The organism is Sphingobacterium chuzhouense (assembly GCF_014692525.1).
In the GTDB taxonomy this organism is placed as follows: Bacteria; Bacteroidota; Bacteroidia; order Sphingobacteriales; family Sphingobacteriaceae; genus Sphingobacterium; species Sphingobacterium chuzhouense.
Genome location: NZ_JACNYL010000001.1, coordinates 436,545 through 458,209 on the forward strand (window position 1 = coordinate 436,545; position 21,665 = coordinate 458,209).

General features: G+C 41.4%; 20 protein-coding genes. 6 read left to right on the top strand and 14 right to left on the bottom strand.

Features of this window, described 5'->3' with window-relative positions; translation table 11 throughout:
- The first annotated feature begins 213 nt into the window (after window positions 1-213).
- Together asnS and H8B21_RS01895 are read left to right on the top strand one after the other, a co-directional pair.
- Window positions 214-1,659 (top strand): asparagine--tRNA ligase, encoded by a 1,446-nt coding sequence (asnS, locus tag H8B21_RS01890; protein ID WP_190312910.1) that lies wholly within the window; start codon window positions 214-216, stop codon window positions 1,657-1,659.
- Window positions 1,660-1,733: 74 nt separating this feature from the next.
- Window positions 1,734-2,354, top strand: coding sequence for an L-threonylcarbamoyladenylate synthase (locus H8B21_RS01895; protein ID WP_190312094.1), 621 nt, complete (start codon window positions 1,734-1,736; stop codon window positions 2,352-2,354).
- On the opposite strand, the gene H8B21_RS01900 is transcribed toward H8B21_RS01895, so the two are convergent.
- The 5 genes from H8B21_RS01900 to tilS all read right to left on the bottom strand — a co-directional run bounded on the left by H8B21_RS01900 (window position 2,349) and on the right by tilS (window position 6,002).
- The gene (locus tag H8B21_RS01900; RefSeq protein ID WP_190312095.1) at window positions 2,349-2,663 is read right to left on the bottom strand and encodes a DUF721 domain-containing protein; all 315 of its coding nucleotides are present in this window, start codon (window positions 2,661-2,663) and stop codon (window positions 2,349-2,351) included. The two genes, H8B21_RS01895 and H8B21_RS01900, sit on opposite strands and share 6 nt — an antisense overlap.
- Window positions 2,656-3,759: a DNA replication/repair protein RecF gene (gene recF / locus H8B21_RS01905; RefSeq protein ID WP_190312096.1), complete on the bottom strand. Its 1,104-nt coding sequence runs from the start codon at window positions 3,757-3,759 to the stop codon at window positions 2,656-2,658. The genes H8B21_RS01900 and recF overlap by 8 nt, the downstream gene beginning before the upstream one ends.
- Window positions 3,760-3,764: 5 nt before the next feature.
- Window positions 3,765-4,085, bottom strand: coding sequence for a DUF4834 family protein (locus H8B21_RS01910; RefSeq protein WP_190312097.1), 321 nt, complete (start codon window positions 4,083-4,085; stop codon window positions 3,765-3,767).
- Between the two features lie 85 nt (window positions 4,086-4,170).
- Window positions 4,171-4,662, bottom strand: coding sequence for a YdbT family protein (locus H8B21_RS01915; protein WP_165293709.1), 492 nt, complete (start codon window positions 4,660-4,662; stop codon window positions 4,171-4,173).
- A 5-nt stretch (window positions 4,663-4,667) separates the two neighbouring features.
- Window positions 4,668-6,002 carry a tRNA lysidine(34) synthetase TilS gene (tilS, locus tag H8B21_RS01920; protein WP_190312098.1) on the bottom strand — a complete coding sequence of 445 codons (1,335 nt, stop codon included), beginning with the start codon at window positions 6,000-6,002 and terminating at the stop codon, window positions 4,668-4,670.
- 129 nt (window positions 6,003-6,131) lie between these two features.
- Here tilS and H8B21_RS01925 point away from each other — a divergent pair, with 129 nt between their 5' ends.
- Window positions 6,132-8,570 (top strand): OstA-like protein, encoded by a 2,439-nt coding sequence (locus H8B21_RS01925; RefSeq protein ID WP_317170354.1) that lies wholly within the window; start codon window positions 6,132-6,134, stop codon window positions 8,568-8,570.
- A gap of 7 nt (window positions 8,571-8,577) precedes the next feature.
- Here H8B21_RS01925 and H8B21_RS01930 read toward each other — a convergent pair whose 3' ends face one another.
- Genes H8B21_RS01930 through H8B21_RS01940 form a run of 3 tightly spaced genes read right to left on the bottom strand, consistent with a single transcriptional unit; the run spans window position 8,578 to window position 10,688 of the window.
- On the bottom strand, window positions 8,578-9,153 hold the full coding sequence (locus H8B21_RS01930) for a non-canonical purine NTP diphosphatase (protein ID WP_190312099.1): 576 nt from the start codon (window positions 9,151-9,153) through the stop codon (window positions 8,578-8,580).
- Between the two features lie 2 nt (window positions 9,154-9,155).
- The gene (locus tag H8B21_RS01935) at window positions 9,156-9,686 is read right to left on the bottom strand and encodes a hypothetical protein (RefSeq protein ID WP_190312100.1); all 531 of its coding nucleotides are present in this window, start codon (window positions 9,684-9,686) and stop codon (window positions 9,156-9,158) included.
- Window positions 9,687-9,707: 21 nt separating this feature from the next.
- Window positions 9,708-10,688 carry a deoxyhypusine synthase family protein gene (locus H8B21_RS01940; protein WP_190312101.1) on the bottom strand — a complete coding sequence of 327 codons (981 nt, stop codon included), beginning with the start codon at window positions 10,686-10,688 and terminating at the stop codon, window positions 9,708-9,710.
- Between the two features lie 327 nt (window positions 10,689-11,015).
- Here H8B21_RS01940 and H8B21_RS01945 point away from each other — a divergent pair, with 327 nt between their 5' ends.
- Window positions 11,016-11,351: a MerR family transcriptional regulator gene (locus H8B21_RS01945; RefSeq protein ID WP_130141571.1), complete on the top strand. Its 336-nt coding sequence runs from the start codon at window positions 11,016-11,018 to the stop codon at window positions 11,349-11,351.
- 9 nt (window positions 11,352-11,360) lie between these two features.
- On the opposite strand, the gene H8B21_RS01950 is transcribed toward H8B21_RS01945, so the two are convergent.
- Window positions 11,361-11,855, bottom strand: a complete 495-nt coding sequence (locus H8B21_RS01950) for a metallophosphoesterase family protein (protein ID WP_190312102.1) — start codon at window positions 11,853-11,855, stop codon at window positions 11,361-11,363.
- A gap of 1 nt (window position 11,856) precedes the next feature.
- Window positions 11,857-12,564: a tRNA1(Val) (adenine(37)-N6)-methyltransferase gene (locus H8B21_RS01955; RefSeq protein WP_190312103.1), complete on the bottom strand. Its 708-nt coding sequence runs from the start codon at window positions 12,562-12,564 to the stop codon at window positions 11,857-11,859.
- A 63-nt stretch (window positions 12,565-12,627) separates the two neighbouring features.
- Between H8B21_RS01955 and H8B21_RS01960 the strand changes: the two genes are divergently transcribed.
- Window positions 12,628-13,797, top strand: a complete 1,170-nt coding sequence (locus tag H8B21_RS01960; protein ID WP_190312104.1) for a hypothetical protein — start codon at window positions 12,628-12,630, stop codon at window positions 13,795-13,797.
- On the opposite strand, the gene mutS is transcribed toward H8B21_RS01960, so the two are convergent.
- A complete protein-coding gene (mutS, locus tag H8B21_RS01965) occupies window positions 13,794-16,370 on the bottom strand; it encodes a DNA mismatch repair protein MutS (protein ID WP_190312105.1) in 2,577 nt (858 codons plus the stop codon). The genes H8B21_RS01960 and mutS overlap by 4 nt on opposite strands.
- Before the next feature lie 142 nt (window positions 16,371-16,512).
- Between mutS and mtgA the strand changes: the two genes are divergently transcribed.
- On the top strand, window positions 16,513-17,247 hold the full coding sequence (gene mtgA, locus H8B21_RS01970; protein WP_190312106.1) for a monofunctional biosynthetic peptidoglycan transglycosylase: 735 nt from the start codon (window positions 16,513-16,515) through the stop codon (window positions 17,245-17,247).
- Between the two features lie 21 nt (window positions 17,248-17,268).
- On the opposite strand, the gene H8B21_RS01975 is transcribed toward mtgA, so the two are convergent.
- The 3 genes from H8B21_RS01975 to H8B21_RS01985 are packed head-to-tail and all read right to left on the bottom strand — an operon-like array spanning window position 17,269 to window position 21,664.
- Window positions 17,269-18,618 (bottom strand): DUF5125 domain-containing protein, encoded by a 1,350-nt coding sequence (locus H8B21_RS01975; RefSeq protein ID WP_190312107.1) that lies wholly within the window; start codon window positions 18,616-18,618, stop codon window positions 17,269-17,271.
- Between the two features lie 12 nt (window positions 18,619-18,630).
- Complete coding sequence (locus tag H8B21_RS01980) at window positions 18,631-20,106, bottom strand: glycoside hydrolase family 30 protein (RefSeq protein WP_223814773.1); 1,476 nt, start codon at window positions 20,104-20,106, stop codon at window positions 18,631-18,633.
- Window positions 20,107-20,143: 37 nt separating this feature from the next.
- Window positions 20,144-21,664: a RagB/SusD family nutrient uptake outer membrane protein gene (locus H8B21_RS01985; protein WP_223814774.1), complete on the bottom strand. Its 1,521-nt coding sequence runs from the start codon at window positions 21,662-21,664 to the stop codon at window positions 20,144-20,146.
- Window position 21,665: the final 1 nt, after the last annotated feature.

Sequence of the window (21,665 nt, forward strand, 5' to 3'; positions counted from 1 at the left end):
GTTGATTGCGGACAAGCGAATAAAACGGCCTTGTATTTTTTCGCGACCAGCTTTACGTAGACTATTCCGTTAAAAACAGCATGCTGTTTGAGCGAAGCGAGTTCCATGCTGTTTAGGAATAGGCAAGTAAAGGTAGCGAAAACATACTAAGCCTTGATTTTTTTGCTTCGTTTTTTTATCAAGAAAAAAATGAAGAGAAATAATATTATTAAAATGAAACATACACGTATAAAAGAGTTATTAAAAACAGAAGAATTCGGTAAAGAAGTTATTGTAAAAGGTTGGGTAAGGACCTTCCGGAACAACCAATTTATAGCTATTAATGACGGTTCGTCTATTAATAATATACAGGCTGTTGTAGATTTTGAAAATACGGATGAAGCCTTATTGAAACGAATAACAACAGGCGCAGCGGTACAGGTAAAAGGGCAGCTTGTAGAATCTCTAGGAAAAGGGCAACGTGTAGAGATTAAGGTTAACGAACTGACTATCCTGGGCGATTCAGATCCGGAGAAGTATCCGTTACAACCGAAAAAGCACAGTTTGGAATTTTTACGGGAAATAGCGCACCTCCGTTTTCGCACGGGTACATTTAATGCGATATTTAAAGTACGCAATGCGCTAGCATTTGCTGTGCATAAATTCTTTAACGAACGGGATTTCGTGTATATGCATACGCCCATTATTACTGGTTCTGACGCGGAGGGTGCTGGCGAGATGTTCCAGGTAACAACCTTGGATTTAAATACCCCCCCTCGTACCGAATCGGGCGAAATAGACTTTAAAGAAGATTTCTTTGGCAAACCGACGAACCTAACGGTATCGGGACAATTGGAAGGTGAGCTTGCGGCGATGGCATTGGGTAATATCTATACTTTCGGTCCCACTTTCCGGGCAGAAAACTCCAATACAACACGTCACTTGGCTGAATTTTGGATGATAGAACCCGAAATGGCCTTCTATGAGCTGGATGATAACATGGACTTAGCAGAGGACTTGCTGAAATACGTTATTAAATATGCACTAGATACTTGCCCGGAGGAAATCGAGCTACTAAACAGCCGTTTATTGGAAGAAGAGAAATCAAAACCACAGAACCAACGTTCTGAAATGGGTTTGATTGAAAAATTGAACTTCGTGATCGAAAACGATTTTGAACGCGTTAGCTATACAGATGCCATTGAAATTCTAAAGCGAAGTAAACCCAATCAAAAGAAACAGTTCAAATACCTTATCGAAGAATGGGGAGCAGATTTACAATCGGAACACGAACGCTACTTGGTAGAAAAACACTATAAGAAACCGGTAATTCTGACGGACTATCCGCGCGAAATTAAATCGTTTTATATGAAACAGAATGAACCTGATGCGCAAGGTCGCCATACGGTACGTGCCATGGATATTCTGTTTCCGGGAATCGGCGAAATGGTAGGTGGTTCTCAGCGAGAGGAAAACCTTGACAAATTGCTTACACGGATGGCGGAAGTCGGCATTCCGGAAGAAGAAATGGATTGGTTTTTAGACACCCGTCGTTTCGGCTCTGCCCCACATTCGGGTTTTGGTGTAGGTTTTGAACGCTTGGTGTTATTTGTGACCGGAATGACCAATATACGAGATGTTATTCCGTTTCCAAGAACCCCGAAAAACGCAGAATTTTAATAAAAGGGTAAAACCGCTGAACTTTTTTAACTTTCAGCGGTTTTATTTTTATAGCTTCTTATTTATTTTATCACATGCTTTTAAGAATATACGAAGAAAATCCGAATCCGAAATTTATCGAACAGGCAGTAGATGTCCTTAAAAAAGGTGGTGTCATTATATACCCTACGGATACCGTGTACGGTATCGGCTGTGATATCACGAATCAGAAAGCTATTGAACGTGTATGCAAGATAAGGGGCCTTAAACCAGAAAAGTCCAACCTATCTTTTATATGCTATGATTTGACAGACATTTCGCAATACACCAAACCCTTTGACACGGCTGTATTTCGTGTATTAAAGAAAACACTACCGGGTCCTTTCACCTTCATCTTCAATGCAAGCAGTCAAGTTCCCAAACTCTTAAGCACGAAAAAGAAAACGGTGGGTATCCGTGTTCCCGACAACAATATCGTCCGTGAAATTGTTAAAGAACTAGGCAATCCGATTGTCACTTCGTCCATCCGTGATGAAGATGACATCATTGAATATTCTACTGATCCTGAGTTGATATATGAAAAATATCAAGACCTTGTTGACTTAGTGATCGACGGTGGTTATGGAGGCAATGTCGCGTCTACGATTGTCGATGTTACATCAGGAGAATTTGACGTAATAAGAGAAGGAAAAGGTGATCTCGAAGAATATTTATAGGATGACAAACTCTTCCACCACAACGTGTCCTACATATTCATTCACACGACCGATAATCTGACGGCGCATCAACGCCAATTCATTCTTGATCACTGCTGATTCGACCTTAACAAACAATTTTTTATCGTGGATATAAATTTTCTGGGTACGGTTAGCAATAGCTTTCCCGATAATATCGGGCCACGCATTCACTATCGCTGATTCATCATATTTAGAGCGTAGCCGATAGGTTTCAATCCATTTCTCGATAGCCTCCTTGATGCCTACATCATCTTTCGTTGGGATTTCATCCTGTTTCTTCTTATACATCTATAGTACCCCCTTTCACTTCAAAAATACGAATTGGTTGCGCTATTTCAACGAAAATATCTTTTATTCTTTCCGCATCCGTATCTGTAATAAAAATTTGTCCAAACTCGTCCTCTGAAACGAGCTGCATTAGCTTTTTTGTTCTGTTATCATCCAACTTGTCAAAAATATCATCTAACAATAACAGCGGCTTATATTTTTTCTTGTTTCGAAGGAAACTATATTGTGCCAATTTTAGGGCTATTAAAAAAGATTTCTGTTGGCCTTGCGAACCGAATTTTTTTAATGCCATATCATCATGGATCGTAAACAACAGGTCGTCTTTATGAATCCCTTGTGAAGTCCGCTCCAATACTCGATCTTTTTCCAAGCTATTCCGTAACAACGTTTCGAAATCCGTTCCCATCAACGGAGATTCGTAAACCAACGAAACTTCTTCTGCTCCTTCAGTTAAGAATGCATAGTATCGTTCAAATTCGGGAAGAAATTCATCCATAAACTGCTTTCTTCTTTCGAATATCCGTTCACCTACTTCAGTCAACTGTAGATTCAAAACCTCGAGTACCCCGACATCCAACACACCCTTTTCCTTCACCTGTTTAAGCAACATATTGCGTTGCAAAAGAATTTTATTGTATTGGATTAAGATATCCAAATAATGATTATCAGTTTGAGAGATAACATTATCCATGAATTTACGTCGTTCTTCACTCCCTTCCGTCACGATAACCGTATCATTAGGAGAGATCATGACCAAAGGAAATAATCCGATATGGTCTGCTAAACGTTGGTAATCCTTTTTATTACGTTTGAACTGTTTTTTCTGGTTTCTCTTTAAGCTACAAGAAATAACATCTGGTATTTGGTCACGCTCAAATTCACCTTGGACAATAAACCAATCGAATCCTTTTTTAATATGCTGTGAGTCAATCGGGTTAAAATAAGATTTACATAGGGCAAGATAGTGTATAGCGTCGAGTAGATTGGTCTTCCCTGCACCATTTGCTCCAGCAAAAGCATTTATCTGGGGCAAAAACTCCAACGAAGACTCGGTATAGTTCTTAAAATTGAAAACAGAAAGTTGCCTTAACCACATTCGGTCTATTTAATCTCTTCGAAGTCAATAAACTCCCCAGCGGTTTGCGTTCCCTTCTTTGATTTAGCTTCATCTTGTGGAACATAGTCCACACGCACCTCCCCCTCTTTTTTGGGTGGAGTCTGTTGCTTAAATTGATCAAAAGGATTTCCTCCGGTCGTATAATAATATGCCCTACGTCCACCTCCTGTAGATTGTTGCTGTTGCGCTTTATTCATGAGACGTTCCGTCATTTTACGCAAAGCAAAAGGCATTAGGAGACGAAATAAATATTTTAATCCATAAAAGACAAGCAAAAAGATAGCGAGTATTTTAAGTAGTTCCATGCTTTTTTACGTTTTCATCAAATTTAGCAATTTAATTCTTTTTTTACCGTCAACAAAATGTCAGCATCAAAACCGTTAACAAAATTTAAGTATTTAGCTTCCGCTTTGCCTCCATAATAGCACGTGCCAACTCTTCCGCTTTGTGCGAACCAATAATATATATTAACCCCTCTTTATCCGTCAGCCACACAGCATCTTTTCCTCCCGAATAAAAACGGATTTTCCCTCCTTTATGCAAATTATAAACCGGGTTATTGAAAATAAAAGAACTATATGGTTTTAATTCTACCTTAGCAATATTATACAAGTCTATTTTAACTAATTTAGACGACCACAATCCGCTTAGGATCAAAAATTTTCCTTCCACTGTCGTTTTATAATGCACCATGTAAATCATAATGATAGAGACGACAATAACACCTGTCCCTACAATGAAAAACAATTGCCTAGAAGGCATGTTTTCTATATTTAAATAATATGCTACAAAACAAAATAAAGCCAAGATCATCCGTACACTAATCCACGTAGCATCCCGTCCTAAATATTGCTTTTCCTGAAAAAAATAATGTCCGCTCATAGCTTTTATTTACAAACTAAAGTAAAGACTTTTTTTGTACTTTTCGTTATCCTATACCGATTATCTGCACGATAGTTGACAATCCATACAATATCGCCGTTTCCATTGATTAAAATAGGAATCGTCTTTTTCGCGTACCTTCCTATTTTCTTCTGAATAAAGTAGTCACTTACCTTTTTACTTTTGCCTTCCATGCCTAGCGGATAGAAATAATCACCCTCTTCCCAGAAACGTAATGTTAACGGAAATTGCAATTTTTCAAAGTCTATCTGTAGCACATTTTCTGAAGGGCAGATAGATGTATTCCCTCCTATCGATATTTCGAATAGCTTATTTGCGAAAGAAAAAAACGAAGTACTCGTTTGTATTTCTATAGCCGGACCGGAGAAGTGTTTTTCCGACTTTGCTTTTAGCCAAATATCGTCCCTATCCAACAATAGCTCATATTGCGGCGAGTGGAATATTTTACCCGATTCACCATTCCAATGTTCCCGCATGTCTGCCAAAACATTTTTAGAGAAATCATAAGGTTTAAATAGCTCAAACAACAAAGGAAGCTGATGAAGATAGGGTTGCAACTTTGATTTATTGATGCGGATCAAACTGTCTTCTGACACAAACAGTTTCTCTCGAATAGGCAAAACAAATGATTGAAGCAAATCATACGCTTCTTGAAAATGGACAATATTCTCACGCATGATATTGTCAAATTCCGGACTAATACTCCGAAACTTAGGTATAATTTCCAAGCGTACCTTGTTTCGTGCGTACTTTGTCGAAAAATTAGATTTGTCGTCCCGAAATGGAATCTGCAATTCCGTTATACTGGTTGTAACTTCCTCCGATGATAAAAAGAGTAAGGGTCTAATTATATTTCCTCTTTTTGGAAGAATACCCTGTAAACCCTGCAGACCTGTTCCTCTTGTCAGATTAAGCAACACCGTTTCGATATGGTCATCTTGATGTTGTGCAATAGCAATCCAATCGGCACCTTGTTGTACACGCAGTTCTTCAAACCAAGCATAGCGCAGTTCGCGTGCCGCCATTTGGGTGGACATACCATATTGCTTTGCGTAGTCATCTGTTTGGAAATGCCGAGCAAAAAAAGGTACTTTATTCTGTTCAGCAAACTCTCTTACCAACTGCTCATCTAAGTCCGCGTCCACTTCCCGTAAATGGAAATTACAATGTGCTATTACACAGGGGTAGCCGGTTACTATAAACAGGTGCGCCATCAGCATCGAATCCCGTCCACCACTAACTGCTAGCAGGACTTTATTATCCACACTAACATCCAGTGTTTCTTGCATATATCGTTGAAAACGGCAAACCAAATCCATACGCCAAAGTTAAAACATTATTCCTGTCCAACGTATTTGCTAGTAAAAATTATCCTTTAACAAATTTTTGCTATTTAATTAACTATTTTTGCCTCCGTGAAATACTGTTTTGCTCTTATTTTAAACCTCGTGTGGCTCACATCGCTGTTTGCCCAGGAAGAGCTACGTCTTATTTCTTCGCGGTACAGCACCATTATCGACCAACAAGGGTTCAGCAGTATTCAACCTGTTTATGCACACAAGGGGAATACTTTATCTGCGGACAGTGGTATTATCTATGAAGACGAGGTCGGCAGGCAGTTCTTTGAGGCTTTTGGCAACGTCGTTATCACCCAGCCGTCTGGAACAATCATCTACTCCGACCGCTTGCATTATGATGCCGCCCCCCAGATTGCCACGTTAACGAATAATGTCCGCATGGTAGATGCCAATTCGGTTTTAACTACAAATCATCTCATCTATAAGATGCGTGACAAAATAGGCAATTATACCGGAGGAGGACGGATTGTCTCTAAAGGTGATACCATTACCTCGCGAAATGCTTATTATTTCGAAAATACACAAGATGCCTATTTCCGAAATAAAGTCGTTGTGCGTACGCCCGATGTAAAAATTTATACAGATACCATGCGTTACAATTCAAACCAGCGCATGACCTATTTTTTTGGCCCGACAAACATTAAAGGAAATAGTGGCGAAAATCTATATACCGAAAAAGGCAACTATAACACGGAGACGGGCGTTGCCAATTTCTCCAAAAACAATTTATATACAGAAGGAACACGTTTTTTAAAGGGTGACAGTCTTTACTACGATCGGGCTACAGGGGTAGGAAAAGCCTATCGAAATGTCGTATTTGTCGATACCTTGGACAAATTCTATGCCTATGGCGGCTATGGTTTGTACGACCAGGCGGATGAATCTATTACGATGACGGACAAACCTTTAATTACGATGGTAGTTGAAAATGACTCTACCAGTTCTACGCCTCCGGACAGCGTAGCTATCACGCCCATGGATTCCGTTGAAACCGATTCGGAAAAAGCAAAAGCGAAAAAAGGTGAAACATCGCAAGAAGAGATCATTCAAGAAGAAGACGATATACCAACAGATAAAGAAATTTTAACGGACACAGATTCTACACAAACACCACTTCCGCGAGATACTGTCAAAGTAGATTCGGTATATATGACGGCCGACACGCTCTATTCGCGCATGATTATGCTACGCGATTATGAAGCATTGGACTTCAAGCTAGACCGAAGTGGCGGAGAAATTGAGACCGATGATGATGTTGACTATGGAGATGAGGATGACTATGGATCGGATAACAGCAGCATAGAAACGGAAAATTTGACAGAACTATCCGACTCTGTTAAAACCGCTATCGATAGTGTCTCGATGGATAGCATCTCTGTTGGGGGGGTAATAGATAGTATAGAGGCTGTAACGGCAAAAAAAATCGAGGAAAAACCAACGATAGATAAGGCTGCGGAAATCAAAAAAACAGCTCCAATAAACTCTACTAAACGAGCAGCAGTTGTTAAGGAGGCGGCTAGAGCGGACATCTCTAGAAGCATGCAACAGGATTCGATATTACGGCAGCAAGCAGTCATTCCAGAAGAAGCAACGACAGATAGCCTTATCAATCAAGCGATAGCCTCTGCGCAAACGCCGGATACAACCTTCAAAGACACCAGTAGTGAAGCTTATCTTGACACCGCCCGAACGCGAATTGTTAAAGCTTATTACAATGTCCGCTTGTTCAAATCCGATTTACAGGCTGTTGCCGATTCGGTTTATTATGGTATGGCAGATTCTATGTTCCGTTTTATGGGACGCCCCATGATATGGGCAGAAGGATCGCAGATTTCGTCCGACACGATCTATATGCAGATTCAAAATCAGCGAATGGACAATGCTTTGCTGATTAACAACGCCTTTATGGTGAATGCGGTGCTGGATACGGTAAAATTCAATCAGCTTAAAGGGCGTAAGATTACCGCTTTCTTTGCTAACAATTCTATTGACCGGCTCTACGTGGACGGTAATGCGGAGAATTTGACGTTTGCCACCAATGATAAGACCCATCGGATCACAGAAATGTTCCATGACCGTGGGGCGCGTATCAAAATCAAAATGGAGGGCAAAAAAATCATCGACTATATCACCATACGAAAAGTAGACCAAAAGCTTTACCCTTTTAAACAGGTGACGCAAGAAAACGAAGTTTTACCGGGATTCATTTGGCGACCGCAGGATCGACCAAAATCGAAAGAAGACATGATGAACCGAAAGCGGGAAGTAGAAAAAACCGAAGCTCCTGCGGGAGGTGCGTCGGACGGAAACTCGCCAGCAATACCCGATGAACCGGAAGAAGAGGGAACTTCGGAAGAAGCTGTCATTCAAGAAAAGAAAGAGGAAATTCCACCAGCTTCAAATAATAATGAGGAAGAGAAATTGACTGATCCAACACCACCGGAGAAAAGTGAAACAGAAGCAGAAACAGAAGCGGAAAAACCGACGATAGAGACTCAACAGCAGGAAGAAAACCTTGAAAATCGATAATAGTTTTCTAGCCGCCGCCTTTCAAAAACGCCGCTAATTTCCCTACAGCAATCGCACGATGGCTGATTTGATTTTTCTCTTCGGGGGTCATTTCTGCAAATGTTCTATCATAGCTTTCGGGAATAAAAATAGGATCATAACCAAAACCTCCCGACCCTCTTCGCTCATGTGTGATTTTTCCTTCGATAACACCATCAAAAAAATATTGCTGTTCGTTCAGAAAAAGTGAAATTACCGTTCGAAAACGTGCAGTCCGTTCCGGATGATCTCCCAATTTGGATAACACCAAATCAATATTTTTTTCCATATCACGCGAACCGGAATAACGGGCGGAATAAACACCTGGCTCTCCATTAAGAGCATCTATCTCCAATCCGGAGTCGTCGCCGAAACAATCCAGTCCGTATTTATGGAAAAGATAGTCTGTTTTCTGTTTGGCATTCTCTTCAAAGGTCACACCGGTTTCGGGGATATCATCCGAACAACCGATATCGGCTAAAGATTTTATATTAAATTTATCCCCAATAATCGCTTGAACTTCTTCAAGCTTATGGGCATTGTTTGTTGCAAAAACTAATTTCATGTTTACGATACGATAAATGTCTTGAATTCATTCCAGAATAACCTCTTCTTTTGCACATCCGCAAACATCTCCTCAAAGCTGAAGGTATTGAAGACCGTAGCTATTCGGCCTTTCATATACGCGTTATGAGCAATCTCGGGAAGCTTGAGCGAGACGGGTTCGACACCAAGCAAGGTAATCTTGGTCGGTTCAAAAAACTGCATAATCCGCTTAAAATCATTGGAATTGTGCGGATTTGCCAAATTAACGACCGCTACATTTTCAAACGACAGATTAAGCGCGCCCAAAGTTTTTAAGAAAGCCTCTTCCGCCTGCGGTGAAAAATATGGGTAGTCAGGGTAACGTAAGATAAATAATACACCCGTAGATTTATCACCTTGATAAATAAATTCCGCTCCCTCTCCTCCTTTCGACTCATCCACTACATCTCCAGACCGCAAAGCTACAGTTATCTCTTTCTCTTTGGAAATGAAAAGAGCTTCTGACATTAAAGCTTGAAGCGCAACAGGATTATCTGTTTTTAAATGACTCATAAGGAGAGGGAGGGAGAAAAATTAATGTCCTAAAATATAAGAGAAAATCAATGGCGCTACAATAGTAGCATCAGACTCCACCACAAACTTCGGTGTATCTATATCCAATTTACCCCAGGTAATTTTTTCATTTGGCACAGCACCCGAATACGAGCCATAGGAGGTCGTTGAATCCGATATCTGACAGAAATAAGACCAAAAAGGTACATCTTCCCATTCTAGGTCCTGGTACATCATCGGTACAACACAGATAGGGAAGTCACCCGATATACCACCTGCAATCTGGAAGAATCCTACGCCTTTACCTCCGGAATTAGCACGATACCATTCGGTTAAATATATCATATATTCAATACCTGACTTCACTGTGCTGGCTTTCAAATTACCCTTAATGACATTGGAAGCAAAGATATTTCCCGTTGTAGAATCCTCCCATCCCGGGCATACTATAGGAAGGTTTTTCTCCGCTGCTGCGACAATCCAAGAGTTCTTAGGATCAATTTCATAGTATTGCTCCAACACACCCGAATTCACCACCTGATATAGAAATTCATGCGGTAAATAGCGCTCACCTTTTTCCTCGGCAGCATGCCAAACATCTTCTAAATGCTTCTGTAAACGACGGAAAGCTTCCTCTTCCGGGATACAGGTATCTGTTACCCGGTTGTAATGCTGGTCTAGCAATTCACGTTCTTGTTCGGGAGTCAAATCACGATAATTTGGCACACGCTTGTAATGGGAATGCGCTACTAGATTCATCACATCTTCCTCCAAGTTTGCACCAGTACAGGAAATGATGTGGACTTTATCCTGACGGATCATTTCTGCCAGCGAAATCCCCAATTCAGCTGTACTCATAGCACCGCCCAAAGAGATTAACATCTTTCCACCATCCAACAGGTGCGTCTCATATCCCTTAGCCGCATCTACCAAAGCAGCCGCATTGAAATGCAGGTAGTTTTTCTCGATAAATTGAGAAATAGGACCTTTTTGTGTACTCATAGTTTCAAATTTTCTATTCTAAGAACAAAGGTACGTATTTATAGTGATACTGGTGATGTGGACTGTCATTACTTCCTCTTCAACAAACGGCTAAAAACAATCCCGAAAAAAACCAATATGATAACCAAAATGGATAGGATAATAATCTCCTCTTTCCCTATTGTCCATATAAGTATATACATACTCAAATGTATTAATTTTTTCGCATACACTTATTGTATCCCACTATCTATGCGATAGTATATCAATAAGCATTTTCCTTTCCATTATTGTCCTTAGACATAAAATTGTATATTTGTTTGTTAAGGTTACAAATTCTCGGAAGATATGCCGTACAAAGAACGTGAAATAAACAAGCTATACTATACCATGGGTGAAGTGACCGCTATGTTTGGTGTAAATGCATCACAGATACGCTTTTATGAGCGGGAGTTCGATATTATACAACCCAAGAAGAACAAAAAGGGGAATCGCCTTTTCACGCAAGACGATATTGCCAACCTAAAAATTATCTTTAATCTCGTAAAAGATAAAGGGTACACATTACAAGGTGCAAGAGATTATATCCGCTCCAACAAAAATGAAGTAAAAGAGAACCAACGGGTTATTGATTCATTGGAACGGTTAAAGAAATTCCTGCTGGAGGTTCGGGATAGTTTATAAGCCTCGTTACTATCGTATTCCCAATTCAATCACTTCCAGGTTTTCTATCTTGTCTCCGTTAATATCGAAACGCATTAACGTACGCACCTTATGCCATCCTTGTTTACCCGCAGCACCAGGATTGAGATGTAGCAACCCCAATTTAGGATCAAATTGTACCTTTAAGATATGGGAATGTCCACAGATAAACAGCTTTGGTGGATGAAGAACAATTTCAGGTTTCACTTGCACCGAATAACGTCCTGGGTAACCTCCGATATGCGTCATCCATACATCTACCTCTTCACAATAAAAACGTTGATGCTCGGGACATATTACGCGTATATCTTTTCCATCGATATTACCCCATACACCCTTAAAAGGCTTAAAACCCGCCAGCGTATCTACTATAGCGACAGATCCGAAATCCCCTGCATGCCATATCTCATCACATTGATCGAAATATTTAAAAACAGCATCATCTAAAAAACCGTGGGTATCTGATATAAGTCCAATCTTTGTCATGTTAGAACGCTAAAAAATAAGGTTTCAATAACATTTTATAGTGGTCAGAATAAACTCCTCTTTCTGCGTAAATATGAAAATCCTGCGTTTCTAAAGGTAGTACTTTCTTTCCAATCCCCCATACTTTCCTAATCGGAAGTTCCCCTGAGAACGAAGATATACTCGTTTCATTTTGTACATATAGCTTATAATCAGAAAGGATCGGAGCAATAGCTTCGTCTGCCAGTGTCACTGGAATGATCAATTTAAATTGTCCGTTGTCCGCTAAGTAGCGAGATACGAAAGACAACAGTTTTTCAAAAAACAACATGTCTGTATGTTTCGCCAGACGTTTTCGCGCGTCGGAATTACGGAGCGAATTGGTATAAAATGGTGGATTCGACACGATTAGATCATAATGCTCTTGCGGTTGCATATCAGCAAATGAGCCCAAAAATACCTGCAAGCGTTCCGCGAAATCTGAATTTTGAAAATTGATATTGGCTTGCTGATAAGCACCCTCGTCAATTTCTACGGCGTCGATACGAGCATGAAGATGGCTTTGTGCGAGCATCAATGCAATGACACCGGTTCCTGTTCCCACATCCAATATGCGCCTAGCTTCCGGAAAATAAGTTGAACCGCCTAGCAATACGCCATCCGTATTGATTTTCATCGCGCAATTGCCTTGGTCTACCTCAAACTGTTTAAAACGAAAAACTGAACGCATATACAAAGGTAATTTTTTTAAACAAATTAATTTTCCTTACTTTAGTTGGCGATTTGTTGCACCATGGCTAAAATTTTAACAGTTCTTCTGTTTCTACAGGTTATTTCTCTTTCCAACTATAGTTATGGGAAAGAACAATATCATATATATACGAAATGGCAGGACTGTGAGCAAGTTACAAAAGTGGCCTTGGAAAAACTTGTTGATATTTTCCGCAAAAATGATTTTGAAAGTCTAGAGCCCGTTTTAAATACGATCCAGAGCACGTGTGGTGAAAATGAGTTTACACAGCGTCTTCGTATCCTCCGCTTATTGGTTGAGAAAAAAACGACCGGAGATATTATTGCGGACTATCTATCCAAGAACTATCAGGAAGTATTAGTAATGCGCTGGGACTATTCGGTGGAAGAAAAGTATGCGCAAATTTATCAAAACAACAAGACTGATTTTGATTTTGTTCCTCTAAGACATTCGATTGATTCGCTCATTAAAATAAAAGCAATAGCACTACTGAACTCACCATCTTATAACCTGACCGAACAGGAAGAAAAAATCACACTGTTATTTGCTGATCATATTGATGAATTTTATCAGGTACACAGTGGAACGACACCTCAAACATCAAGTAAGAGTAAATCAAAGTCGACATCTGACAGCTACTACGGTAAATATCGACATGGTGTGAATGTTTATGCGGGTGCTGAATTTCCGTTAACGGGCTCCGACCCTGTATTTAAAACAAGTACCACGTTAGGGGTATTCTTTTCCTCCCGGCTCGCTAACCCCGTCTTATTTGAGGCCGGAGTAAAAGTACGCATCAACAGCAACGACAAGGAGGTAGAATATAGGTTATACGATGAGGTAGAAGTCATTCGATCAATGGCAAGTCTTGGCGTCGGCGGTACAGTGGCTTATAAGATTTTCGACAACGATAAGTTTATTATAGCCCCTAAAGCAGGTCTATTCTGGGAAATGGCAACGACAGGGCTTTCAGAAGTCAATGAAGGCTACTACGATGATGGTTATGACTATTACGAAACACGATCTGTTCGTCATTTCTATATCAATACAATGCGTAGCAGCCTAGCACTGTCCGCTATGCGCCATCTCTCGGGAAAAACCTATATAGGTCTCGAAGCAGCTTATCATTTTGTTCCCTATAATTGGGACAGTAATCTTCTAACGTCGATCCAACCGAATTACGGTAGTTTGCAACTGTTTTTCAGGTTTTAGTTCTTTAACAACCGCTGTATTTCATCCAATTTCATCAATGCCTCCACCGGTGTCAAGGTATTTACATCCAGGTTATTCAACATATCCCTTATTTTTTCCAAAATAGGATCGTCAATAGCAAACATCTGTAGTTGATAGGCTTGTTTTTGCATTTTACGCATACTATCTTTAATCTGTTCCCCTCCCGTACGTTCTTGCTCCAACCGTTTTAAAATTTCATTGGCGCGCCCTATTAACTTCGGTGGCATTCCCGCTAATTTCGCCACATGGATACCAAAGCTGTGTTCTGATCCGCCCGGAACAAGTTTCCGTAAGAAAATCACCTTATTATTCATCTCCTTGACTGTCACATTGAAATTTTTAATGCGTGACATGGAGTTTGTAAGTTCATTAAGTTCGTGGTAATGGGTGGCAAAAAGCGTCTTAGCGCGAGCAAAAGGATGATTATGAAGAAACTCCGCAATAGCCCACGCGATAGATATACCATCATAGGTACTTGTTCCCCGTCCAATTTCATCCAATAATATCAACGATCTATCGGACAGATTATTCATGATACTAGCCGTTTCATTCATTTCCACCATAAATGTAGATTCGCCAGAAGAAATATTATCGGAAGCACCCACCCGGGTAAAGATCTTATCCACCAGACCGATGGAAGCTTCTTTTGCAGGAACGAAACAACCGATCTGCGCCATAAGTACAATTAATCCAGTTTGACGCAGCAAAGCCGATTTACCTGCCATATTCGGTCCGGTGATGATAATAATCTGCTGGGTTTCCGGATCCAATAACGTGTCATTTGTAATATAATCTTCGCCTATAGGCAGATGTTTTTCAATAACCGGATGCCGACCTCCCTTGATGTCGAGTACTTTTCCTTCACTGAGTTGTGGCTTCACATAATAATTCTTCTCTGCGATCAATGCAAAGTTCAACAACACGTCCAGCTTCGCTATCAATTGAGCGTTTAGTTGAATAGGTTTAATATAGGCAGCAATATCTAGCAGAAGTTCCCCGTAAATACGGTTTTCAATAGCCTGTATTTTTTCCTCCGCTCCTAATATCTGCTCTTCATATTCTTTTAACTCTTCCGTGATATAACGTTCGGCGTTTACCAACGTCTGTTTCCGAACCCAAGATGTCGGCACTTTATCTTTATGTGTATTCGTCACCTCTAAATAGTAACCAAACACATTGTTGAACGCTATCTTCAAAGATGGTATTCCGGTCGCCTCCGATTCCCGACGTTGAATTTCCAATAGATAGTCCTTTCCGCCAAAAGCTACCTTACGTAGCTTATCCAGTTCTTCATCCACACCGTCAGCAATCACATTACCTTTGTTAAGCGCAACTGGAGGTTCAGCCTGCAGGGTTTGCTCCATTTTATCACGGATAATCTGGCAGATGTTCAACTGCTCCGAAATAACACGTAACGCTTCCGATGTCTCCTGGTGCGTAAGGGTTTTCAGTTTCTCCACGACGTATAAAGCCCGCTTCAACTGTGTAATTTCTCTTGGATTCGCCTTTTGTAAACCGATTTTGGAGATTAAACGTTCCAAATCGCCGACTTGTTTTATTTCTTTTATCAGCTCGTCCCGTAATTCGCGGTTGTTGTAAAAATATTCGACAACGTTAAGCCGCTCGTTTATAGATTTCAAGTCTTTCAATGGCATTACCATCCAACGTTTCAACAACCGCGCACCCATAGGTGAAGCTGTTTCGTCAAGTATGTCAACTAGCGTTGCAGCATTTTCATTTGCAGAACCAATAAGTTCTAAATTCCGTATCGTGAAACGATCCAACCACATATAGTGGTCTTCCTCTATACGGGAGATATTCGAAATGTGTTGTAAATTACGGTGTTCTGTTTCATTGAGATAATGTAGGGCAACACCGGCAGACATAATACTCAATGGCATCCGCTCAATACCAAAGCCTTTCATGGATTTCACCTCAAAATGCTTCAACAAAGTCTCCGTCGCGTAATCCCCCGTATAGGGCCATTCATCCAACGCATACGTATAGTATTGGCTACCAAACTGCTCCAAAAAGTCTTTATATTGTTTTTTGGGTAGGATAATTTCTGTTGGCTTAAAACCTTGCAACAATTTATCAACATAATTGGCACTTCCTTGTGTTACCAAAAATTCACCGGTAGATATATCGAGAAAAGCCACGCCATACTGTCCCCTTTCACTAAAAATCGACGCCAGATAATTATTGGCTTTTTGTTGCACGATGTTATCATTGTAGGATACACCCGGTGTTACGAGTTCTGTAACGCCACGCTTGACAATGGTTTTGGTTTGTTTGGGATCTTCTAGTTGGTCACAAATTGCAACGCGTTGTCCCGCACGCACCAACTTCGGTAAATAGGTTTCCAGAGAATGGTGGGGAAAACCAGCTAATGCTGTTTCCGATTCCGTTCCATTTCCTCTCTTGGTCAACACAATCCCTAAAATTCCAGCTGCTTTGACAGCGTCTTCTCCAAAAGTCTCGTAAAAATCGCCTACTCGAAACAACAATAATGCGCCAGGGTATTTTGCCTTGATCGTGTTATATTGCTGCATTAAAGGGGTTTGCTTCTTCGCCTTTGCCAATGGTTTTATGATTTTTAATGAACCGTAAAAATAAGGGAAATGATGTGATTTGGCAAGGTGAATGATATTTTGGAAAAAATCTTCTAGTTTTGCTTATCGAACCAGAAAAAAAATGGCAATCAAACGGTCATCGAAGAAAAAGAATACAAAGAAAAAAACAACCAGAAAGACGTGGCGTACAACGATCAAAAAATGGTTGCTACGTTTTATCATTGGCTTTTTTGGACTTACCATCACTTGGGTATTACTGCTTATTTTTATCAACCCGCCCCTCACCTATCTCCAGCTCAAAAGAGCTTTTGAAAGAAAGGCTTCGGGGAAAGAGTGGAAAATAGACAAGAAATGGTTGGCCTATGACGATATGTCTGATAATCTCAAGCGCGCCGCCATCGCGGGAGAAGATGCCTATTTCCTTTCACATAGTGGCTTCGATACAAAAGCGATCCAAAAAGCAATGGAAAGAAACAAAGCAGGCAAATCCTTACGAGGCGGCAGCACGATTAGCCAGCAAGTTGCTAAAAATGTTTTTCTTTGGCCTCAACGTTCTTGGCTAAGAAAAGGACTAGAAGCTTATTTCACGGTATTGATCGAAGCGTTTTGGAGTAAGAAACGTATTCTGGAGGTGTACTTAAATGTCATCGAAATGGGACAAGGCGTATATGGAGCGGAGGCGGCCGCGCAATACTATTTCCATAAATCCGCTAAAAGCTTAACCAAAAAAGAAGCCGCGTTGATTATCGCCATCCTACCCAGTCCTCAAAAGTGGGATGCCAAACGCCCGTCAGCTTATGTTAACCGACGGGCGAATAGCATTGTAAGATATATAAATTATTATAGCATTCCCTGACAATAAAGATCATCGGCACCCTTAGCGCTTCTCAAAAGAAATTATACCTTTATCGTTTCCTGCTGTTAAATCAACCATGAGCACATACGTTGCCCCCACCTCTAATGTTACACCGTCAGCAAGTCCAATATTCCAGCTACTGGTTAACTTTATCAAGTTTTCCGAACCTTGTGCTAGTGTCAAACTGCTGAATTCACCGCCCCAATCATTTTGGAAGAAGAACTTACAATCTAAGTAATCGGCCCGAAAGCGCTGTCCGAAAGATGAGCCATGCTCCGGTCCGGCTATACCGGTGATTTGATACTTTTTAGAAGAAACTTCGGGTACGCAGTATGCTGCTCCCGGATTCCAGCCAAATTGCGAATCCAACGACGGTGAACCTACACCCCATCCCATCAGCCAAAGCGCACCATGTCCGTCATTACCAAGTGTTGCTTCATTGTCGCCCTTCATCCGGCTAACCGAAAAATGCTTTTTATCCGTATGGGCAACAACACGGTATTCCCCATCGACAGGTAGAAAGGTCAAGTTACCGTCTCCTTCGTTCGTAAAATAATCCGGGTTGATCCACCAGTCCGCTAGATCAGTTCCAGATACTTCGATCGTCTGCCCTTGCGTAAAGGATTTCTGCACGCTGTAACTGTTGGCATCCACTGGAAACATATCTTCGCCATCGAAAGTCATTTCGACTACCGGCCCAGCTTCATAAGTCAATGTATTGAACGTGACGTTATATGCCTCCCCTTCCAGGCCAGCAAAATTGATGGGATCGACGCTTAACCCCTGTGTCATCTGGCCATCTCCTGCCATTCCGAACAGCAATTCATTGCCATAGTCGCCTACTTTTGGTGACTTGATAGTGGCGCTGAGGCTTGCCGGAAAACGACCTGTTACGCTGTAATTATACAATGATTCTCTCTTCATGAGATATTCTTCTCCCTCCTCATCAACTAAAGTTAAATACGGAAAATCCGGACGGGAAAGCGCGATGTCAAATGACTGCTCTGTGATTTTCTGGCTGATATTCTGTAAAACAAACTTCATCGTTGCCGTTCCATCGGGTATATTCTTTAGATAAGGAATATAAATCTTTCCGGTATAATCGCCATTCTCTTTCGTTCGGATAACGGTTTCCGAGACCATATCTTCGGTGAAAAACAATTGTGCTTTTACTGTGGATAAGGCAACCTGATTATCGGAAACATGAACCGTGAATACCAGACTATCGCCAAAAAGAGCCGTAGAAACGTCCGATTTCAGTTCGATGACCGGCTCTCCTATCTGGTAAGTATAGTCTGCATCTTTCTTGCAGGAATAGGCGGCCATCAGCATCGCAACTCCCAACAGTATGTTAATGAGCAATTTCTTCATAACCTTTGTTTTTTAATTTGCCCAACGATAAGAAACTACAGATTTGCCGGGCACATCATAGCTAAAATGATTTGTACCGTCTGCCAGCGTAATTTTCCGATTATCGTTTGAATCGTTCATCAGCACCACGGCGTAAGTACCATCTGTATTCTGGAATGCGCTATACGTCAATCCGCTTGCCGCATATCCCGATGCTCCGATACGTGTCGCGCCGGGTTTCACTACCGATGAGAGATGCCCCACAATGTAATAATGTGAATTACGGGTAATACCTTTATAATTTGCTTTGTTGATATCTACAGCGCCATAACAAGTTTGGCAACCGCCATCCCTATTTGGCCCTTTCTCCGTATCCAGCATCAGATTCCATACAATGACACCCTTACACCAATTGTTGACCGTACCCAACGCGACTTCACGCATATCCTCCATCAAACGTGTAGCCAGGTTACGCCCGTCATTCCACTCGCCAATGGAGGTCTCGGTAAAGACAAGTTCCTTATCCGGACGCTGGTTGCGGATGTCTAACAATTCCGCTTTGTTGCCACCATAATTATGGTAAGCTGCTCCGGCAAAAAAAGCGGCAGCTTCTTCATCGTTATAAATCTTGATCGGATAATCCATCTGATCTTCCATATCATCGTAATTATAGTTGTGATCAAAAGCATAGATTTTCGTATCCAGATTCGCTGCTTTCAATTGCGGACCGAGCGATTGCTTCACAAATGCCTGTTGCTCCTGCCAGGACATAAACATCGAAGCTGAATTTTGACGGTTCAACGGCTCGTTCTGCACGGTGATGGAGTAAATATCAATCCCTTCCTGTTTTAACGCCTGAATCCATTTTACAAAATACCAGCCGTAATCTTGGTAATACTGCGGATTTAACTGGCCATCTGTCCACGAATCAAAAGGTTGCAAATCCGTTAGGTTATTTACTTTCATCCATTTTGGCGGTGTCCAGGGGGAGCCCATGATTTTAATATCCGGATTGATTGCCAGTATCTCCTTGAGAATCGGAATGACGTACTGCGTTTCTTCTGATTGCAATGCAAAATTCTCTTTGCCCGGCGTGTCCCAACAGGTGTATTCACTTAGCGAAAAATCCGAACAACCAATCGCAATACGGATATAGCTCATGCCCATGCCATCTTTGTCAGAGAACGTTTCCACCAAAAACTTCGTCCGGTCTTCCGCGCTCATCTGCATCAGATTATAACAAGTCGAACCGGTAATTGCCGCACCGAATCCGTCCATCGTCTGGAATTTGGTATTCGGATCGATCGTGATGGTATTAGGCGACATGTTAAATTTCGAACTAAAATCCACAAAGCGTTTTCCAAAATCCATCGAACGGCTTCCGGTTGTCGTATAAATGGTAACATCACCACTCGTTTTAAAATCTTCATCTACGGGAGATGGTGTATAGCTATCGCGGTTACACGATGTTGTTGCGATCAGACAGGACAACAAGAATGTATATATCATATTTTTATTATTGCGTTTCATATAAGTTTCAATTTAATTAGTACCCTGGATTTTGTACCAGATTCGGGTTTTGGTCGATTTTGGCCTGTGGAATAGCCAGACTATAGGAATTTTGATCGAATGGATAGACCTGTGCTTTCCTTCCCGAATCTTTGGCGTACACCGCATTCATCACCGATTCCACCTTATCTAAGCGCACCAGATCAAACCAACGTTGTCCTTCGAAAGCCAATTCCAAACGGCGTTCTTTCAGGTAGGCATTGAATAGCGCGTCTTTGTTGGAACGCGTTGCTGCCGGTAATTTCGGCAATTTGGCACGTACGCGAATCTTGTCGATAATATCCGCCGCTGCCGCCAAATCTGTTCCTTGCTGAATCAATGCCTCTGCTTTGAGCAGCAGGATATCGGCATAGCGCAATTTGATGATGCTGCTCATACCCGAACGCAGCTTGAACATAAATGGATAATTGCTGGACGGGTAATAATTGCTCCAGGTCGTGACATAGTAGACGATAGCCTCGTTCATGCGCACCTCATCTCCTTCACTGCTGTAGGCTTGGATCAAATCACGCGATGGTGTCACCCATTTGGCCCAGGTAAAGGCGTTATCATAATTGGACAGATCACGTCCGAACATCCAACTTGCCCAGTTACCCGAACCCGGCATAAACTGTGCTTCGAGAATCGATTCTTTAGTATTACGTTGTGCCAGATCAGTATTACTCGCATTCAGCGCATATAAATCCGAATAGTTTTCGTTTAGGTCAAAACCGTCAGCCGTCAATGCATCCGCATATTCAATTACTTTGGCATAATCGCGGATAGGTTTTTCCGCATAGATTTTCGCCAGCATCGCACGGGCCACCGATTTGGTAAACAATGTTTTATTCGCGTTATTATTCGCCGGCGCATCCGTCAATGCCTCTAAAAGATCTTTTTCAATCTGCCTGTAAGCCTCTTCTTCGGTCGCTTGTTTCGGAAAATACTCCGGATAAACTTCTTCGATATTATCTTCCGTAATATCCCTAGCCTGGGTCGTTACCACCGGGATCGAGCCAAATATCCGCAGCATATCAAACATCGCCAAAGCTCTGAAAATCTTTCCCTGAGCTTTGTACAGCTTAATATCAGCGGCACTTACCGATTTATCCGCCACACTATCCACATTGATGATCAGCCGGTTGGCGCGGGCAATATCTTCCAGATAACGATCCCAATCGCGTTCCAGCACCGAGTTAGATCCTTCAATGGAATTATTCTCAAATGGCACCACTTCCGCACCGGTCGTCCCGGCATACGCGTTATCCGAATGTGAATCGCCAATCAACAGCAAATCCAAATACCAATGTTCCTGCCGGTCACGCATCTGCTGATAAATACCGGTTAGAAAATTATCGACTTCACTTTTATTTTTAAACACAATCTGCGTTCCGCTTTCGGTTGTTCCTTGGCTCACATCTGTATAACTATCCAGCGGATCACGGTTCAAAGAGCAAGACGACAGGATGAAGGACACGAAGACCAATCCTAAAAACTTATTTCTATATATACTTTTCATC